We start from the raw sequence: 18,193 nt of genomic DNA on the forward strand, positions 1-18,193 counted from the left end.
GCGGTCGCCCCCGGAGCGCCGCAACGGTGACCAGGGAACGGCAGCGGCGATGACGGTGACACAGGACGGTGCGGCGACCACGGACGAGGTGGCGGCGCCCGCGGACGCCCCCGGCATCGACCCGGAACGGCTCGCGGTCTGCCTCGGCGTGCTGAAGGAACTCGACGAGCTGGACGTCGACCACCCCGACGCGATCGCGGTCCGCCGGGCCACCTCGCACATCTACCGCACGGTCAAGCAGCGCCGCCGCCAGGAGCGCCGCGCCGCCAAGACCGCGCACGACAAGGCGGTCACCGAGGCCACCGCCACCGGGTCGGCCGAGCGCATCGACGACGAGACCGAGGGCCTGCTGCCCTCCTCGCGCACCGAGCAGGGCACGATCGCCGGAATACTCCAGCGGCCCCGCTCCTGCTACGTCTGCAAGCAGCGCTACACCGAGGTCGACTACTTCTACCACCAGCTCTGCCAGGACTGCGCCGCCGAGAACCGGACCCGCCGCGACGCCCGCGCCGACCTCACCGGCAAGCGCGCGCTGCTCACCGGCGGCCGCGCCAAGATCGGCATGTACATCGCGCTCAGGCTGCTGCGCGACGGCGCGCACACCACGATCACCACCCGCTTCCCCAAGGACGCCATCCGCCGCTTCAAGGCGATGGACGACTCCGCGGACTGGCTGCACCGCCTGGAGGTCGTCGGCATCGACCTGCGCGACCCCGCCCAGGCCGTGGCCCTCGCCGAGCGGATCACGGAGCAGGGCCCGCTCGACATCCTGATCAACAACGCCACCCAGACCGTGCGCCGCCTGCCCTCCGCGTACGCCGCGCTGGTCGAGGGCGAGAGCGCCCCGCTGCCCGCCGGTGAACTGCCCGCGCACCAGGTCATCGGGGCCTTCAACTCCGGTGCGGTGGACGGTCTGGCCGCGCTTCCGCTGGGCACCTCCGGGCTCGACGCGCAGCAGGTGGCCGACCTCGCCCTGGTCGGCGGCAACGCCAGTGTGGTCCGGCACCGCGAGGGCACCGCCATCGACGCGGGCGGCCTGGTGCCCGACGTCGTCGACTCCAACACCTGGGTCCAGACCATCGAGCAGATCTCCCCGGTGGAACTGCTGGAGACCCAGCTGTGCAACTACACCTCGCCGTTCATCCTCATCAGCGCGCTGCGCGCGTCGATGGCCGAGGCCGCGCGCCAGGCGCCCGCGGGCCGGGCCTACGTCGTCAACGTCTCGGCGATGGAGGGCGTGTTCGCCCGCGGCTACAAGGGTGCCGGTCACCCCAACACCAACGCGGCCAAGGCCGCCATGAACATGGTGACCCGGACCAGCGCCCAGGAGATGTTCGACACCGACCGGATCCTGATGACCTCCGTCGACACCGGCTGGATCACCGACGAGCGCCCGCACTACGACAAGCTGCGCCTGGCCGACGAGGGCTTCCACGCCCCGCTCGACCTGATCGACGGCGCCGCCCGCGTCTACGACCCCATCGTGCGCGGCGAGGCGGGCGAGGATCTGTACGGCGTCTTCCTCAAGGACTACGCGCCCGGCAAGTGGTGACCGGGCCGCACCGGACGGTGCCTCAGTCGACCGCGCCCAGCCGCGAGTTCCGTGCCGCCGTCAGCTCCAGCACCGTGCGCCAGTCCTCCAGGACCCCGGCGTCGAAGACGGCGGTGCGCGCCTCCTCGTCGGCCTGACGCAGGCTGACCAGGTCGTCGTCGTGGTCCCAGGCCTCCGGGTGGGCCCGGCGGCGCACCAGGCGGGCGACGCGGGCGCCGAGCAGCGGCCGTACCGCGTCGGCCGTCCTGGCGGCCGGGCTGCCGGGCCACAGCAGCCGTCCCACCGGCGACACCAGCCCCGCGACCTGGAGCTCCTTGTCCGCCGGGCGGCGCCGACGCAGCAGCGCGGCCGTGCGCAGCGCGTGCGCGTGCGGATCCCCGGGCCCGCCGTCGGCCCCGCCGGCGGGCCGTTCGCCCCGGCAGGCGTACAGCAGGTCCATCAGCTCCTCGACACTGCGCAGTTCCATGCCTCGGTCCTCCCACGAGACAGCCGTTGCCGACGAGCAGCAGACCATGGCGAGCTTGCGCCGCAGCCAACGGCAACTTAACTGCCCGACCCGGCGCCGCCGACATTCGAAGGCGCGGACGCCGATGTAGGCCGAACGGGTGAGTTGCGCACCGTGCGGAAGCGGTTAAATCGGTGCAGACTCGGGTCAACTGCGCGCGGAGCGAAGGGCAATGGTTCTCCCATCTTTTGAGCCCCATAGAGCGCACCCCCGCTCATTTGGTTAATCTGGTCCGGACGGACGGCAGTACAGGGCACTACCCACACCCAGGTCCGTCATCGGGACAAGCCGTTCACAACGGCCTGCTCCCGCACGAGTTGCCGGCGCCACCGCGTCCTGACTGCATTCGACCCACACCCGAGCGGGCGCCGGGTGCCGGACAGGAGACTGGCGTCGGCAGGCCCCCAGGGTGACCCGACACATAAGGAGTGCGCGGTGACACCGGAAACGACGACGACCCCAGAGCAACGCACCGAGGAAGCAACCGGGCGGGCCGGCCGCCGGCCCGGCGAGATCGGCAGCCTCGACGTGTGGGCGCGCTCCGCCCCCATCCGCCTCGCGGGCTACGAGGAGGACCTCGCCGAGCCGCACATCCTGCCGAGCGTGGACTGACCCGCCCGCCACCCGCCGAGGCCGACGCACGCATGGGCGTGCCACACTCACGCCCATGCTGATCAGGGAAGCCACGGCCGGCGACTGGCCGCACGTCTGGCCCTTCTGGCACCGCATCGTCGCCGCCGGCGAGACCTACGCCTGGGACCCGGAAACCTCCGAGGAGGACGCCCGGGCCCTGTGGACGAGCCCCGCCAAACGCGTCTACGTCGCCGAGGACGACACCGGTGCCGTCGTCGCCTCCGCCTATCTCACCCCCAACTACGGCGGCCCCGCCGACCGCATCGCCAACGCCGGGTTCATGGTCGACCCCGACCGGGCCGGACGCGGCACCGGCCGGGCTCTCGCCGAGTACGTCCTGGACGCCGCCAGGGCCGACGGGTACCGGGGCATGGTCTTCAACGCCGTCGTCGAGACCAACCCCGCCGTCCGGCTGTGGACCTCCCTCGGCTTCACGATCCTCGGCACGGTGCCGGACGCCTTCGACCACCCGCGGCACGGGCGGGTCGGCCTGCACATCATGCACTGCGCCCTGTAGGACCCGCTCGGTTCGGCGGCGCCGTCCGCCGGGACGGCAGCTCCTCGATCCGCGGGCTCCCGGGCGCGCACGCCGAACGCGCGCCCGGCCGTCAGGCCCGCGGCCGGGCCGTTCCCGTGCTGTCCCGCTCGATCAGCCGCGGCACCGGTACCCGCACCGTCCGGGCCGGACCGCCGTCGAGGAGGGCGGTCAGCTCCGTGGCCGCCGTACGGCCGAACTCCACGCTGTCCCGGGACAGGGCGGACAGCCAGGGCTTGACCATGCGGCACAGTGCCGAGTCCTCCCAGGCCACCACGGACACGTCCGCCGGTACCGAGAAGCCGAGTTCGGCCGCGGCGGCGACCCCGGCGACGGCCATCACGTCGTTGTCGTAGATCAGGGCGGTCGGGGGAGTGGGCGCCTCCAGGACGCGGCGGGTGACGGCCGCGCCCTCGGCGTCGGAGTAGTCGGTGGTCACCGACTCGACCTCGCCCAGACCGCGCCGCCCGGCCTCCGCGCGCAGGGCGCGGATACGGCGTTCGGTGTGGGCGAGGTCCGGCAGTCCGGCGATGTGCACGATCCGCCGGTGCCCGAGCGCGTACAGCCCGTCCACCAGCGCGGCCATCGCACCCGCGTCGTCCGCCCACACCGTCGACAGCCCTGGGTGGCGCTCGTCCGGGGCGCCGCCGATCACCACGGCGGGCAGGCCGAGTTCGTCGAGCAGGTCCGGGCGTGGATCGTCGGTGCGCGGATCCACCACGAGGACCCCGTCCACCCGGTGTTCGGCCCACCAGCGCCGGTAGACCGCGCACTCGTCCGCGACGTCCTGCGCCACCTGGAACAGCAGCCCCAGATGCCGCTCCGCCAGCACCTCCTGGATGCCCGAGACCAGTTGCAGGAAGAAGGAGTCCACGCCGAGGGTGTGCGCGGGCCGCGCCAGCACGAAGCCGACCGTCGCGGCGCCCTCCCCGGACAGCGCGCGGGCCGCCGTACTGGGCCGCCAGCCGAGCTGCTCGGCCACCCGGCGCACCCGGTCCCGGGTGATCTCGGAGACCCCCGGCCGGTCGTTCAGCGCGAACGACACCGCGCTCTCGGAGACCCCGGCCCGGCGCGCGATGTCCTTCATCGTCGGCCGGCGCGCGGCGGGCCGCTTGGCGGGCATGCGCGCTCCTTTCCTCGGTGCGAGCGGTTGCGAGCGGTTGCGAGCGTCTCAGCTAAAGCGCTTGAGTGCGAAGATCCTAAAGCGCATTAGTAGTTCCTGGCAAGTTCCTGCTCATACCGCTCTGACCTGGGCTAATGCTATGCCTTCGGCTTTAGTTGGGGTGAATCCATTGACTTTCCGCGGAATCGCCGTGCATGGTCGCTGGCATCCCACCGCCGACGTCCTTCAGGGAGACGTGTCACCGTGCCCACCTCGCGCAGAACATTCGCCGTCGCCGCCGTCGCCGCTCTCGTCCTGCCGCTCAGCGCCTGCGGTTCCGGAGGCGACGGCGGTTCTTCGACCGACGCCTCGGGCAAGGTCGAGGGCGACATCACCTTCCAGACCTGGAACCTGCGGGCCAACTTCAAGGACTACTTCGAGGGTCTGATCGCCGACTTCGAGAAGAAGTACCCCGACACCCACGTCAAGTGGGTGGACCAGCCCGGCGAGGGCTACGCCGACAAGATCAGCGCCGACGCCGCCGGCGGCACCCTGCCCGACGTCGTCAACGTCTCCCCGGACCTGGTCGCGCCGCTCGCCAAGGCGGGCCTCGCCCTCGACCTGGACAAGGCCGCCGGTCAGTACGAGAAGGAGTACCTGGAAGGCGCCTGGGCCAGCCACCGGATACCGGGCATGGACGGCACGTACGCCTTCCCCTGGTACCTCAACACCGGCCCGCTCTTCTACAACAAGTCCCTCTTCGAGAAGGCCGGACTCGACCCCGAGCAGCCGCCGAAGACGTACGACGACGTCTTCGACGCCGCGCTGAAGATCGCCGACAAGACCGACGGCGAGGTCGCCACGCTCGCCAACGTGCCCACCATCGAGGACTTCGGCCGCTACGGCGTCCCGCTCATGAACAAGGAGGGCACCGCCTTCGCGTTCAACGACGCCAAGGGCGTCCAACTCCTCACCCGCTACAAGGAGCTGTACGACGCCAAGGCCCTCGACCCGCAGGCGCTGACCGCCACCCCCGAGTCCTCCGGGAAGAAGTTCCTCACCGGCGCCGTCGCCATGAACCCGGGCAGCGCGCTCGACCTCGCCAACTTCAAGAAGCAGGCGCCGAACCTGTACGAGAACATCGGCATCACCGACCAGATCACCAGCACCGGCCACGTCAACATGTACGTGATGGGCCTGATGGTCAACGCGCAGAGCCAGCGCAAGCCCGCCGCGGTCGCCTTCGCGCACTACGTCACCGACGCGGCGCACCAGATGTCGTTCGCCAAGCAGGTCGCCATCTTCCCGAGCACCGCCGGTTCGCTGGACGACCCGTACTTCACCAAGGAGGACGGCACCGACGAGACCCGCGTCCGGGTCGCCGCCGCCAAGTCGCTGAAGACGGCCGTCAACTACACGCCCGTGCTGTTCAGCGAGCAGATGAAGACCGAGCTGCGCAACGAGGTCGCCAAGGCGCTCCAGGGCAAGCAGAGCCCGAAGGAAGCCCTCGACAACGCTGTCAAGGCGTGCGACCGGCTCCTCCAGCAGCAGGGCTGAGACATCATGGCGAGTCCCACCCTCACCACCGGCACACCGGACGCCCGCAAGGGCGGCGGCGCCCGGCGCGTGCGACGGCAACTGCCGGCCAGCCCCTGGCTGTTCGCCGCACCCGGTCTGCTGATCACCGGCGCGTTCATCCTGTACCCGTTCGTCTCCACGCTCATCAACTCCTTCACCGACCGCCGCACGCTGGTCCCGGGCGAGTTCGTGGGACTCGCCAACTTCCGCGAGCTGCTCCACGACGACATGTTCTGGATCGGCCTGCGCAACAGCTCCCTCTACGTCCTCGGGGTCGTCCCCGCGCTGGTCCTGCTGCCGCTGCTGCTCGCACTGCTGGTGCAGAAGAACATCCCCGGCATCACCTTCTTCCGCTCGGCCTTCTACACCCCGGTCGTCGCCTCGATCGTCGTCGTCGGGCTGATCTGGGTCTGGCTCCTCGACGAGCGCGGCCTGGTCAACTCCCTGCTGGAGACGCTCGGTGCCAGTCCGGTCGGCTTCCTCAGCGACCAGTGGCTGATCCTGCTCAGCGCGATGGGCGTCACGGTCTGGAAGGGCCTCGGCTACTACATGATCATTTACTTGGCGGCGCTCGCCAACGTGCCCCGCGAACTGCACGAGGCCGCCGCCGTGGACGGCGCGGGCGCGGTCCGCCGCTTCCTCACCGTCACGGTGCCCGCGGTCCGCTCCACCATGGTCCTGGTCGCGGCGCTCTCCTCGGTCGCCGCCTTCAAGGTCTTCTCCGAGGTGTACCTGATGGCGGGCCCCAGCGGCGGACCGGCCGGCGAGGACACCACCCTCGTGATGCTGGTCCAGCGCACCGGCACCGGCCTCACCGGCCGGGTCGGCTACGCCTCCGCCATCTCCGTCGTCGTCTTCGTCGTCACCGTCGTCCTGATGCTGCTCGTCCTGCGCGCCGACCGGAAGGAGGACGCGTGAGCACCGCCGAGAAGACCCGGCCCGCCGAGCGGACCCGGGCCGCCGACCCGGAACGCAAACGCGAACCGCGCATCACCGACGAGCACGGCCGCCGGGTACGCGGCTGGGAACTGGCCCTGCGCTATCTGCTGCTGCTCGGCGTCCTCGCCCTGACCATCGGGCCGTTCCTGTGGCAGCTGTCGACCTCGCTCAAGGGCCCCACCGAGGACATCTTCAGCTCCCCGCCGAAGTTCCTGCCCGCCGACCCCACCCTGCACAACTACGAGCGGGTCGCCGACACCATCCCGGTGTGGGACTACGCCCTGAACTCGCTGAAGGTCGCCGCCGCCAACGTCGTCACCAACTGCGTCGGCGCCGCCCTCGCCGGCTACGCCCTGGCCCGCCTGCGCTACCGCGGCCGGCGCGTCGCCACCCTGGTGTTCATCCTGGCCATGCTCGTGCCGGTGGAGGGCATCATCATCGCCCAGTTCACCACCATGCGGGAGCTGGGTCTCAACAACACCCTGGTCGGCGTGGTGCTGCCGGGCTGCGTCAGCGCCCTGAACGTGCTGCTGATGCGCAACGCCTTCCTCAACCTCCCCTACGAGATCGAGGAGGCCGCCTTCGTCGACGGCGCCAACGTCTGGCAGCGCTTCTACCGGATCGCGCTGCCCGCCGTGAAGGGCACCCTCGCCGTCGTCGCGATCTTCGCCTTCATGGGCGCCTGGGACGACTTCCTGTGGCCCCTGATCGTGCTCAGCGACCCGTCCAAGTTCACCCTGACCATCGGCCTGAACTACCTGCACGGCACCTTCGCCAACGACGAACGCCTCGTCGCCGCCGGCACGATCATCGCCGTGGCGCCCCTCATCGTCCTCTTCGCCTGCCTCCAGCGGTACTTCTTCCGCGGCGTGGGCGAGGGCGCCGTCAAGGGCTGAACCACCCGCTTCCCCCTCTCAAGGACACCGCATGCCTTCTGCCGTGCGCTTCGGCGTCAACTACACCCCGAGCGTGGGGTGGTTCCACCACTGGCTCGACTTCGACCTCGACTCCGTACGCGCCGACCTGGACTCCATCGCCGCACTGGACGTGGACCACGTCCGCGTCTTCCCGCTGTGGCCGTACTTCCAGCCCAACCGCGCCCTGATCCGCGAGCGCGCGGTCGAGCACCTGGTGGCACTGGTCGACGCGGCCGGTGAACGCGGCCTCGACGTCAACGTGGACGGCCTCCAGGGCCATCTGAGCAGCTTCGACTACGTGCCGGCCTGGACCCGCACCTGGCACCGGCGCAACCTGTTCACCGACCCCGACGTCGTCCAGGGCCAGGCCGTCTACCTGCGCACCCTCGCCGCCGCGCTCACCGGACGGAGCAACTTCCTCGGCATGACCCTCGGCAACGAGGTCAACCAGTTCTCCGCCGGACCCCACCCCGACCCGGACCGCGCCACCAGCGCCCAGATCGACGCCTGGCTCCAGCGGATGCTGGCCGCCTGCGAGGAGGGCGCCCCGGGCCGCATGCACCTGCACGCCGAGTACGACGCCACCTGGTACCAGGACGACCAGCCCTTCACCCCGGCCCAGGCCGCCCGGCAGGGCGCCGTCACGGCGGTGCACTCCTGGGTCTTCAACGGCACCGCCCAGCGCCACGGCCGCACCTCCGTGCCCAGCGAGCACCACGCCGCCTACCTCGTCGAGCTGAGCAAGGCCTGGGCCGACGACCCGCACCGCCCGGTGTGGCTCCAGGAGGTCGGCGCGCCCGCACCCCTGGTCCCCGCCGAGCACGCCGCCGCCTTCACCGAGGCGACCGTCGAGAACGCCCTGGACTGCCCGGACCTGTGGGGCGTCACCTGGTGGTGCTCCCACGACGTGTCCCGGGCGCTGGCCGACTTCCCGGAGCTGGAGTACGGGCTCGGGCTCCTCACCAACGACCGGCGCCCCAAGGACACGGCACGGGTCCTGGCGCAGGCGGCGCGCGCGGCCCGGGACGGAGCCCGTCCCGCCCCCGCCCCGCGCACCACGGCCCTCGCCGTTCCGGCCGACCCGGCCGCGCGCTCGGCGTGCGCCCCCGGCGGTGCCGTCTTCGACGCCTTCTTCCGGCTGGTCGCCGACGGCGCGCGTCCCACCACCGTCCTCGACACGCACACCGCCGACACCGGACACCTCGCCGCGCGGGGCATCACCGAGGTCGTCACTCCCGGCGAGGTACTCGCCGCCCCCGCCCCGGACGATTCGGACCGCGCCCGGCGGGGGAGCTGTACCTGACGTCGGCCCCGTCGTCGCGACCCACCCCTGGCAACCACCCGCCCCCGACCCCGGAGCACCCTCATGCATGACGACCGCAACCTGGTCGAAGCCCGCCTCAAGCGCGTCCTCGACGAGCGCATCCGCCCCGCCCTCTACCCCCAGTCCGTGCCGCTGGACGTGGCGGTCTGGAACGCGCCCGGCGAACCCGTGCCCGTGGAGGAGGGACTCGCGGCCGAACCCGAACCCATCGAGGTCGGCGCCCGCTGGGGCGCGCCCTGGGGCACCAGCTGGTTCCGCGTCACCGGCACCGTGCCCAAGGAGTGGGCCGGGAAGACCGTCGAGGCGATCCTCGACCTCGGCTTCGACGAGAACATGCCCGGCTTCCAGTGCGAGGGGCTGGTCTACCGCCCCGACGGCACCCCGGTGAAGGGCCTCAACCCGCGCAACCAGTGGGTGCGGATCGGCGCCCCCGTCGAGGGCGGCGAGGAGGTCCGCCTGCACGTCGAGGCCGCCTCCAACCCCGTCGTCCTCGACTACCACCCCTTCGTGCCCACCCGGCTCGGCGACAAGGACACGGCGGGCAGCGAACCGCAGTACACCCTCGCCCGCATGGACCTCGCCGTCCTCGACGAGACGGTGTGGAACCTGATCCTCGACCTGGAGGTGCTCGGCGAGCTGATGGCCGAACTGCCGGTGGACTCGCCGCGCCGCTGGGAGATCCTGCGCGCCGTCGACCGGGCGCTGGACGCCATCGACCTCCAGGACGTGGGCGGCACGGCGCAAGCGGCGCGCACGCGCCTCACCGAGGTGCTGTCGGCCCCCGCCGTCCCCTCCGCGCACCGCATCAGCGCCGTCGGACACGCGCACATCGACTCGGCGTGGCTGTGGCCGCTGCGCGAGACCGTGCGCAAGGTGGCCCGCACCACCTCCAACATGACCGCCCTCCTGGAGGACGAGCCGGACTTCGTCTTCGCCATGTCCCAGGCCCAGCAGTGGGCGTGGGTGCGCGACCACCGGCCCGAGGTGTGGGCACGGGTCAAGAAGGCGGTCGCGGACGGCCGGTTCGTGCCGGCCGGCGGCATGTGGGTGGAGTCGGACACCAACATGCCCGGCTCGGAGGCCATGGCCCGGCAGTTCGTGCACGGAAAGCGGTTCTTCCTCGACGAGTTCGGCGTCGAGAACGACGAGGCGTGGCTGCCCGACACCTTCGGCTTCGCGGCCGGGCTCCCGCAGATCATCAAGGCGGCCGGCGCCAAGTACCTGCTGACGCAGAAGATCTCCTGGTCGCAGACGAACAAGTTCCCGCACCACACCTTCCGCTGGGAGGGCATCGACGGCACCCGGATCTTCACCCACTTCCCGCCCGTCGACACCTACAACTGCTCGATGAAGGGCAGCGAGATCGCCCACGCGGCGAAGAACTTCAAGGACAAGGGCGTCGCCCGGCACTCCCTGGCCCCCACCGGCTGGGGCGACGGAGGCGGCGGCACCACCCGCGAGATGGTCGCCAAGGCGGCCCGGCTGCGCGACCTCGAAGGCTCGGCGACCGTCGAGTGGGAGACCCCGCACGCCTTCTTCGAGAAGGCCGAGGCCGAGAACCCCGCCCCGCCGGTCTGGGTCGGCGAGCTGTACCTCGAGCTGCACCGCGCCACCCTCACCAGCCAGGCCAAGACCAAGCAGGGCAACCGTCGCAGCGAACACCTGCTGCGCGAGGCCGAGCTGTGGGCGGCCACGGCCGCCGTGCGCGCCGGGTTCCCCTACCCCTACGACGACCTGGACCGGATCTGGAAGACGGTCCTGCTGCACCAGTTCCACGACATCCTGCCCGGCTCCTCCATCGCCTGGGTGCACCGCGAGGCCCGCGCCACCTACGACCGGGTCGCCGCCGAACTGAACGGCATCGTCGACGCCGCCCAGCGTGCTCTGGCCGGCGAGGGCGACACCCCGCTGGTCTTCAACTCCGCACCGCACGCACGGGCCGGGGTCCCGGCGGGCGCCGCCACGTCCCCCGCGGCCGAGGGGCGCACCGACGTCACCTCCCGCTCCGGCGGCGGTCACGTCCTGGACAACGGGTTGCTGCGCGTCGAGATCGACGAGCGGGGCCTGGTGGTGTCGGCGTACGACCTCGCCGCCGACCGCGAGACGATCGCGCCGGGCGGGGCGGGCAACCTGCTCCAGCTCCACCCCGACTTCCCGAACATGTGGGACGCCTGGGACGTCGACGAGTTCTACCGCAACACGGTCACCGATCTCACCGACGCCGACGAGGTCGCCCCCGGCGGCGACGGCGCCTCGGTGCGGATCGTGCGCTCCTTCGGCTCCTCCCGCGTCACCCAGGTGCTGACCCTGGCACCGGGGGAGCGGCGGCTCGAGGTGGACACCGAGGTGGACTGGCACGAGACGGAGAAGTTCCTCAAGCTCGCCTTCCCGCTCGACGTGCACGCCGAACGGTACGCGTCGGAGACCCAGTTCGGGCACTTCCACCGGCCCACCCACACCAACACCAGCTGGGAGGCGGCCAAGTTCGAGGCCTGCAACCACCGCTTCGTGCACCTGGAGGAGCCCGGCTGGGGCGTCGCACTCGTCAACGACTCGACGTACGGCCACGACGTCACCCGCACCGTCCGCACCGACGCCGACGCGGGTACGACCACCACGGTCCGGCTCTCCCTGCTGCGCGCCCCGCGCTTCCCCGACCCCGAGACCGACCAGGGCGTGCACCGCTTCCGGCACGCGCTGGTGCCGGGCGCGGGCATCGGGGACGCGGTGCGCGAGGGCTGGCGGATCAACCTGCCCGAGCGGCACCTCACGGGCGGCGCCGCGGAGGTCGCGCCGCTCGTCACGGTGGACCGGGACGCGGTCGTCGTCACCGCCGTCAAGCTCGCCGACGACGGCAGCGGCGACGTCGTGGTCCGCTTCCACGAGGCCCACGGCGGCCGGGCCCGCGCCACGCTGACGGCCGGGTTCGCGGTCGCGGACGTGCAGGTGACCGACCTGATGGAGCGCCCGCTGGCGGACGCGGAGGCCCCCCGGGCGGACGGCGACCGGATCGCCGTACGCCTGCGTCCGTTCGAGCTGGTGACCCTGCGGCTGAAGCGCTCCTAGCGCCTCCGACCGACCCGGCTCACCCGGAAGAGGTGAGCCGGGTCGGCGGCAGGTACTCCCGCACATACGTCCGCTCCCAGCACGCGCCCGTCTCCCGCAGCTCGCGCCAGGTCGTGTACCGGTAGCGGAACAGCCGGGCGCGCACGAAGCGCGGCGGTGCGTCCGGCGGGAAGGGGGAGCGGCGCAGCAGCCGCAGCGTGGTGCGGTCGTTCTCCAGCAGCCGTTCCACCAGGGTGCCGAACCACGATCCGGCGTAGGAGGGCGACAGCGCGGCGAACCACATCAGCCAGTCCAGCCGCAGGTGGTACGGCGCGAACTGGCGCGGCCAGCGGTGGGGATCACCGGGTTTGCCCTTGAACTCGTACTCCCGCCAGTCCCCGTCCTCGCGGGCCACCTCGTCGGCGGTGCCCTCGATCACCACCTCGTAGCGGACCCGGCTGACCGAGCCGAAGGCACCGTAGGTGTTGACCAGGTGGAGGGAGTCGAAGGAGCGGTTCATCACCTGGCGGCGGGAGATCATGTTGCGCACCGGCCGGTGGCTCAGGAACACCAGCAGCGCCGCCACCGCCAGGACCACCACCTCGTACCAGAGCGGCGCGGCGGCCACGGACGGGGCGTCGGCCGGGAAGCGGACCACCGACAGGGCCAGCACGATGGTGACCCAGTTGAGCCAGGAGAAGTTGCCCGAGAGCACCAGCCACAGCTGGGTTGCGATCATCAGCGCCGCGGCGGCCGTCGACACCGGGTGCGGGGCGAACAGTAGGAAGGGCACCAGCAACTGCGTGACGTGGTTCGCGGCGACCTCGACGCGGTGCAGGGGGCGGGGGAGGCGGTGGAAGAACCAGCTCAGCGGGCCCGGCATCGGCTGGGTCTCGTGGTGGTGGTCCAGGCAGGTCAGCTTCCGCCAGCACTCGTCGCCGCGCATCTTGATCAGCCCCGCCCCGAACTCCACCCGGAACAGCAGCCAGCGCAGCAGGAACAGCACCACGACCGGCGGCGCCACCTCCTCGTTGCCCAGGAGCACGGCGACGAAGCCGGTCTCCAGCAGCAGCGACTCCCAGCCGAAGGAGTACCAGGTCTGTCCGACGTTGACGATCGACAGGTACAGCGCCCACGGCACCAGCCACAGCAGCATCGCGCCCCACAGCGGCAGCAGCGCGTCCAGCCCGGCCGCCAGCGCCGCCGACACCGCGCAGCCCGCCCAGGCACAGCCCGCGAAGAGCCGGTCCGAGTAGCGCCACTGGAACAGGCTCGGCGCCCGCCGGAACGGCACCCGCTCGACGAAGCGGGGCACCGGTGTCAGACCGCGCTCGCCGAGCAGCGCCCGGAACTGCAGGGCGGCCGTCAGGAACGCGACCAGGTAGACGACGGCCAGCGCCCGCTGGAAGACCAGCCGGGCCAGCCAGTAGTCGGGTGCGGTGAACCACTCCACGGCCGGGCTCCTCTCGTACCCGCTCCGTGTACCCCCGCCCGGCCGCCACCCCCCTCCGGACCTCTTCGTCCCCTGTCCGGCGACCAGGAGTCGAAGATTCCGACAAATCCTGGCAAGGTGGGGTCCATGTCTGATCGGGGAGCGAGCGCCCCGTCACTCCCGGACGACTGGCCCGCCCACCCGGACCCGATCCTGGCGCTCAACCGCATGGGCAGCTTCGACTGGGACCTGGACGCCGGGCTGTTCCACATGGACGCCCAGGCCCACGAGGTGTTCGACCTGCGCCCGGAGGAGTACGACGGGCGCCCCGAGTCGCTGTCGCTGCGCGTGCCCACGGCGGAGAGCCGCCGCATGGACGCCATCGTCGCCCAGGCCATGAAGGACGGCAGCGAGAACTACGGCACCTACTTCCGCCTGCGCCGGCGTGACGGCACCCTGCGCTGGACCCGTACCCAGGGCTACATCCGCCGCGACGAGACCGGCCGCCCGCGCCGGATCATCGGCATCGTCCGCGACGCCACCCAGGAGATGGCCGAGACCGCGGCCAGCCGCGACCAGGCCGTGCAGGACGAGGCCCGCCGCCGGCTCACCAACGTCGTCCAGCTCGCCACGGCCGCCCTCGCGCACGCCCGCACCGTGGACGACGTCATCGAGGTCCTGCGCGACACCCACGGACTCACCCGGCTGGGCGCCACCAGCCTGGTGATGGGCCTGGTCGAGGCCGGTCGTATCCGGCTGGTCGCCGACGGCCCCGAGAACAGCTTCATCCCCGGGACCCGGGTCACCCGGATCGACGAGCCGTACCCGATGAGCGAGGCCGTACGGACCCTCAGCCCCCGCTTCATCGAGTCGCCCGAGGAGTTCGCCGAGCGCTACCCGGGGCTGTGGAAGGACATCACCCACCTCGACATCACCGCCGCCGCCTATCTGCCGCTGATCGCCCAGGCCCGGCCCATCGGCGCCATCGGGCTGCTCTACAGCGACCGGCGCGGCTTCTCCCCGGAGGACCGCAACGTCCTGGTCGCGCTCGGCAGCGGCATCGCGCAGAGCCTCCAGCGGGCCATGCTCTACGAGCAGGAGATGGACCTCGCCGAGGGCCTCCAGCAGGCCATGCTGCCGCGCACCATCCCCAGCGTCCCCGGCTGCGACGTCGCCGTCCGCTACCGGGCGGCCTCCATCGGCGGCGCGCTCGGCCGGGACATCGGCGGCGACTGGTACGACCTGATCCCGCTGCCCGGCGGCCGCGTCGGCGCCGTGATCGGCGACGTCCAGGGCCACGACACGCACGCCGCCGCCGTCATGGGCCAGCTGCGGATCGTGCTGCGCGCCTACGCCGCGGAGGGCCACCCACCGGCCACGGTCATGGCGCGGGCCTCCGTCTTCCTGCACGAGCTGGACACCGACCGCTTCGCGACCTGCCTGTACGCGGAGGCGGACCTGGGCACCGGAGTGGTCCAGGTGGTCCGCGCCGGACACATCGACCCGCTGCTGCGCTTCGGCGACGGCAGCTGCCGCCTCGTGCGCGTCGAGGGCGGGCTGCCGCTCGGCCTGTCCGCCGAGTTCGGGCGCCTCGCCTACCCGGTCGCCACCCTGGAGCTGGACCCGGGCAACACCCTGCTGCTGTGCACCGACGGCCTGGTCGAGCAGCCCGGCGCCGACCTCGACGAGGGCATGGACGTCCTCACCGCGCTGATCACCTCCGGGCCGCAGGACGTGCGGGACCTGGCCGACCGGCTGATCGACGTGGTCGACGAGCGGCGCGGCGACGACGACGTGGCGCTGCTGGTGCTGCGCCGGCACGGCCTGGGCGCCCCGCGGACCTTCGGCCGGGTCCAGCAGCACGTCTCCCCGGGCGACCCGGAGGGCCTCACCGAGGCCCGGCACATGATCCGGGCCGCCGTCCGGTCCTGGGGAGCCAAGGCGCAGAGCGACGAGATCGAGCTGGTCGCCGACGAGCTGACGACCAACGCCCTCATGCACACCGAGGGCTCCGCCGTCGTCACCCTGCGGCTGCTCACCGGAACCGACCGGCGGCTGCGGGTCGAGGTCGAGGACTCCTCCAGCGCCCTGCCGCGCCGCCGGGACGCCGGGGACGACGGGGTGTCCGGACGGGGGCTGCTCCTGGTCGACACGCTCGCCGACGAGTGGGGCGTGGAGGCGCGCGGCGGCGGCAAGGTCGTCTGGGCGGAGTTCGTGGTGGCGCACGGGGCGGGCTGAACCCACTGGCGCCGCCGGCGGCCGGTGGCACTCTGGACGTATGCCAGAACTGCCCGAGGTCGAGGCGCTCCGCGACTTCCTGACCGAGCACCTCACCGGCCGCGAGATCGTCCGGGTGCTGCCCGTGGCGATCAGCGTCCTGAAGACGTACGACCCCCCGCTCACGGCGCTGGAGGGGCACCGGGTGGCGGCCGTGCACCGGCACGGCAAGTTCCTCGACGTGGAGACCGCCGGCGGCCCGCACCTGGTGACCCATCTGGCCCGGGCCGGCTGGCTGCACTGGAAGGACAGCCTGCCCAGCGGTATGCCCAGGCCGGGCAAGGGCCCGCTCGCGCTGCGGGTGGCCCTGGAGACCGGCGCGGGCTTCGACCTGACCGAGGCGGGCACGCAGAAGCGGCTCGCGGTGTACGTTGTGGCCGATCCGCGGCAGGTGCCGGGCGTGGCCCGGCTCGGCCCCGACCCGCTCGCCGACGACTTCGACGAGGCACGCTTCGCCGCCCTGCTGGACGGCGAGCGGCGGCAGCTCAAGGGCGCCCTGCGCGACCAGAGCCTGATCGCGGGCGTGGGCAACGCGTACAGCGACGAGATCCTGCACGCCGCGAAGATGTCCCCGTTCAAGCTGGCCGCCTCCCTGACCGGCGAGGAGACCGCCCGGCTGTACGCGGCCCTGCGCGGCACGCTCACCGAGGCCGTGGAACGCTCCCGGGGCATCGCCGCCGGACGCCTGAAGGCCGAGAAGAAGAGCGGGCTGCGGGTCCACGGCCGCACCGGAGAGCCCTGTCCGGTGTGCGGGGACACCATCCGTGAGGTCTCCTTCAGCGACTCCTCGCTCCAGTACTGCCCGACCTGCCAGACCGGCGGCAAACCGCTGGCGGACCGCAGGATGTCCCGGCTGCTGAAGTAGTCATCCGGCCGGCAGCGTCACCAGGTGCTCGCCGTCCGCCGTCCGCACCTCGTAGCGGTCGATCTGGCCCGGATGCAGGGCGGCGCCGCCGCGCATGGTGTGCGGCCGGGTGCCGTGCCCGGGGACCATCCAGCTGGTGATCGTCTGTTCGGACCCGTCGCGGCCCACGGCGACCAGCCGGCAGGACCGCGGGCCGCCCCCGTCCCTGACCTCCAACCGCACGTCCGTGCCCCAGGTCTCGTCCTCGGTCGTGATCCGCGCCCACACCCCGGACCGGGCATCGGTCGCGGTGACCGGCCCCGCCGGGTCGCCCTGGCTCGCGTACAGCACGGCGCCGGGCCCGGCCACGGCGCACACGACGGCGGCGGCCACGGCGTACAGCACCCGCCGCCGGCCGGCCCGCCGGCGCGTGGTCACCTCGGACAGCAGCCGGTCGAGCAGCCGGGGTCCCGGCCTGGTCAGGGGGTGGACGATACGGGGTGTCGCCTGCCGGAACAGCATCAACTGGCGGGTGGCGGGACCGAATTCGGTCACCTGGGCCGCGCACCGGGGGCATTCCATGAGGTGGTCCTCGAAGCGGAAGGCTTCCGCTTCGTCCAGCACGCCGAGCGCGTAGGCGCCGACGTCACGATGCCTTTCCAGGGACCTCATGCCGAATCCTCGTACCGTTGGGTGCGGGTGGGGTTACTCCTTGCTCCCACCCGTACGCACCCGACAGCCGAATCACTCAAGCCACCCCGGAATCGCAACCAAGGTGTTCGGAGCGGCCAGGGGCGCGGATTGGTCCGTCCCGCCGGAAAGTTCGCGGGAAGTTCGCGGGACCGGCCGGGGAGGCTAGAACAGGTGGATGGCGAGGTGTCCCAGCGGCAGCCCGAGCTGCCAGGCGGGCGTCCACACCTTCGGTCCCTCGTCCTCTCCGGTCACCGGCGCACCCCCGGGCACCGCGTTCAGGTCCGGGGCGAGCAGTTCGGTGTCCTGGAGCCAGCGCCAGGCCGCCCGGGCCAGCTCCAGGTCCGGCGAGTGGCGTCCGGCGGCGAGGGCGTCGGCCGTGACCTCGGCCAGCCGCCCGTGCACCCACTCGTGCCAGGGCTGGTCGTACGCCGTCAGGGACAGCCAGGTCTCCAGGTGGGTGACGACCCGGATGCCGCTCAGTTCGTTCTCCGTGTCGGACAGGAAGACGGTGAGTGCGAGCGCGTCGCGTCCGGCGCGGAACTCGAAGGACGTCGGCGGCATCAGGTCGCCGGTCCGCAGCAGCTCGTCGGCGATGTACTCGGCGTACAACCACGCCATGGGAACGCTCAGTTCGCCCCCGCCGGTGCCGTCCGTGCTCTCTTGACCTCTGTGCAGCATCCCTTCCTGCCTTCCTCCGGTGCGTGCGCGTCGCCCGACCCGGGTCATGGACCCCCGTACGGAACACGGATGAGGACAGCCGACTGCTCAACCGGGGTCCCGGGCAAGGCGCTTTACGGAGGCTTGACCAAAAGGTCGG

The 18,193-nt window shown here is 72.0% G+C and carries 15 protein-coding genes; 10 read left to right on the top strand and 5 right to left on the bottom strand.

Translation table 11 applies throughout. The annotated features are described in order from the left end of the window. Positions 1–49 precede the first annotated feature (49 nt). Entirely contained in the window at positions 50–1,552 is a 1,503-nt protein-coding gene (locus ACH4D3_RS38640) for an SDR family NAD(P)-dependent oxidoreductase (protein ID WP_398332460.1), read from the top strand. A 22-nt stretch (positions 1,553–1,574) separates the two neighbouring features. Here the strand turns inward: ACH4D3_RS38640 and ACH4D3_RS38645 are convergent, their stop codons facing one another. After that, the gene (locus tag ACH4D3_RS38645) at positions 1,575–2,018 is read right to left on the bottom strand and encodes a hypothetical protein (RefSeq protein WP_398332461.1); all 444 of its coding nucleotides are present in this window, start codon (positions 2,016–2,018) and stop codon (positions 1,575–1,577) included. 474 nt (positions 2,019–2,492) lie between these two features. On the opposite strand from ACH4D3_RS38645, the gene ACH4D3_RS38650 reads away from it, so the two are divergent. Both ACH4D3_RS38650 and ACH4D3_RS38655 read left to right on the top strand, forming a co-directional pair. Further along, the gene (locus tag ACH4D3_RS38650; protein ID WP_398332462.1) at positions 2,493–2,669 is read left to right on the top strand and encodes a hypothetical protein; all 177 of its coding nucleotides are present in this window, start codon (positions 2,493–2,495) and stop codon (positions 2,667–2,669) included. Between the two features lie 55 nt (positions 2,670–2,724). Continuing rightward, the gene (locus ACH4D3_RS38655; protein ID WP_398332463.1) at positions 2,725–3,207 is read left to right on the top strand and encodes a GNAT family N-acetyltransferase; all 483 of its coding nucleotides are present in this window, start codon (positions 2,725–2,727) and stop codon (positions 3,205–3,207) included. 91 nt (positions 3,208–3,298) lie between these two features. On the opposite strand, the gene ACH4D3_RS38660 is transcribed toward ACH4D3_RS38655, so the two are convergent. Continuing rightward, a complete protein-coding gene (locus tag ACH4D3_RS38660) occupies positions 3,299–4,348 on the bottom strand; it encodes a LacI family DNA-binding transcriptional regulator (RefSeq protein ID WP_398332464.1) in 1,050 nt (349 codons plus the stop codon). 243 nt (positions 4,349–4,591) lie between these two features. Between ACH4D3_RS38660 and ACH4D3_RS38665 the strand changes: the two genes are divergently transcribed. The 5 genes from ACH4D3_RS38665 (at position 4,592) to ACH4D3_RS38685 (ending at position 12,151) form a co-directional block, all read left to right on the top strand. After that, entirely contained in the window at positions 4,592–5,884 is a 1,293-nt protein-coding gene (locus tag ACH4D3_RS38665; RefSeq protein ID WP_398332465.1) for an ABC transporter substrate-binding protein, read from the top strand. A 6-nt stretch (positions 5,885–5,890) separates the two neighbouring features. Beyond that, complete coding sequence (locus ACH4D3_RS38670; RefSeq protein WP_398332466.1) at positions 5,891–6,823, top strand: carbohydrate ABC transporter permease; 933 nt, start codon at positions 5,891–5,893, stop codon at positions 6,821–6,823. Then, positions 6,820–7,740: a carbohydrate ABC transporter permease gene (locus ACH4D3_RS38675; protein WP_398332467.1), complete on the top strand. Its 921-nt coding sequence runs from the start codon at positions 6,820–6,822 to the stop codon at positions 7,738–7,740. Before ACH4D3_RS38670 ends, ACH4D3_RS38675 begins: the two co-directional genes overlap by 4 nt. 31 nt (positions 7,741–7,771) lie before the next feature. Further along, positions 7,772–9,064, top strand: coding sequence for a glycosyl hydrolase (locus ACH4D3_RS38680; protein WP_398332468.1), 1,293 nt, complete (start codon positions 7,772–7,774; stop codon positions 9,062–9,064). Positions 9,065–9,127: 63 nt separating this feature from the next. After that, entirely contained in the window at positions 9,128–12,151 is a 3,024-nt protein-coding gene (locus ACH4D3_RS38685) for an alpha-mannosidase (protein ID WP_398332469.1), read from the top strand. A 19-nt stretch (positions 12,152–12,170) separates the two neighbouring features. Here ACH4D3_RS38685 and ACH4D3_RS38690 read toward each other — a convergent pair whose 3' ends face one another. Beyond that, complete coding sequence (locus ACH4D3_RS38690; protein WP_398332470.1) at positions 12,171–13,583, bottom strand: lipase maturation factor family protein; 1,413 nt, start codon at positions 13,581–13,583, stop codon at positions 12,171–12,173. Between the two features lie 126 nt (positions 13,584–13,709). Here ACH4D3_RS38690 and ACH4D3_RS38695 point away from each other — a divergent pair, with 126 nt between their 5' ends. Next, positions 13,710–15,800 (top strand): SpoIIE family protein phosphatase, encoded by a 2,091-nt coding sequence (locus ACH4D3_RS38695; protein ID WP_398332471.1) that lies wholly within the window; start codon positions 13,710–13,712, stop codon positions 15,798–15,800. A 40-nt stretch (positions 15,801–15,840) separates the two neighbouring features. Next, positions 15,841–16,704 carry an Fpg/Nei family DNA glycosylase gene (locus ACH4D3_RS38700; RefSeq protein WP_398332472.1) on the top strand — a complete coding sequence of 288 codons (864 nt, stop codon included), beginning with the start codon at positions 15,841–15,843 and terminating at the stop codon, positions 16,702–16,704. Here ACH4D3_RS38700 and ACH4D3_RS38705 read toward each other — a convergent pair whose 3' ends face one another. After that, positions 16,705–17,355 carry a zf-HC2 domain-containing protein gene (locus tag ACH4D3_RS38705; protein ID WP_398332473.1) on the bottom strand — a complete coding sequence of 217 codons (651 nt, stop codon included), beginning with the start codon at positions 17,353–17,355 and terminating at the stop codon, positions 16,705–16,707. Between the two features lie 183 nt (positions 17,356–17,538). Further along, positions 17,539–18,054: a hypothetical protein gene (locus ACH4D3_RS38710; protein WP_264334485.1), complete on the bottom strand. Its 516-nt coding sequence runs from the start codon at positions 18,052–18,054 to the stop codon at positions 17,539–17,541. Positions 18,055–18,193 lie beyond the last annotated feature (139 nt).

The sequence above is a fragment of the Streptomyces sp. NPDC018026 genome (genome assembly GCF_044327745.1).
In the GTDB taxonomy this organism is placed as follows: domain Bacteria; phylum Actinomycetota; class Actinomycetes; order Streptomycetales; family Streptomycetaceae; genus Streptomyces; species Streptomyces rubrogriseus.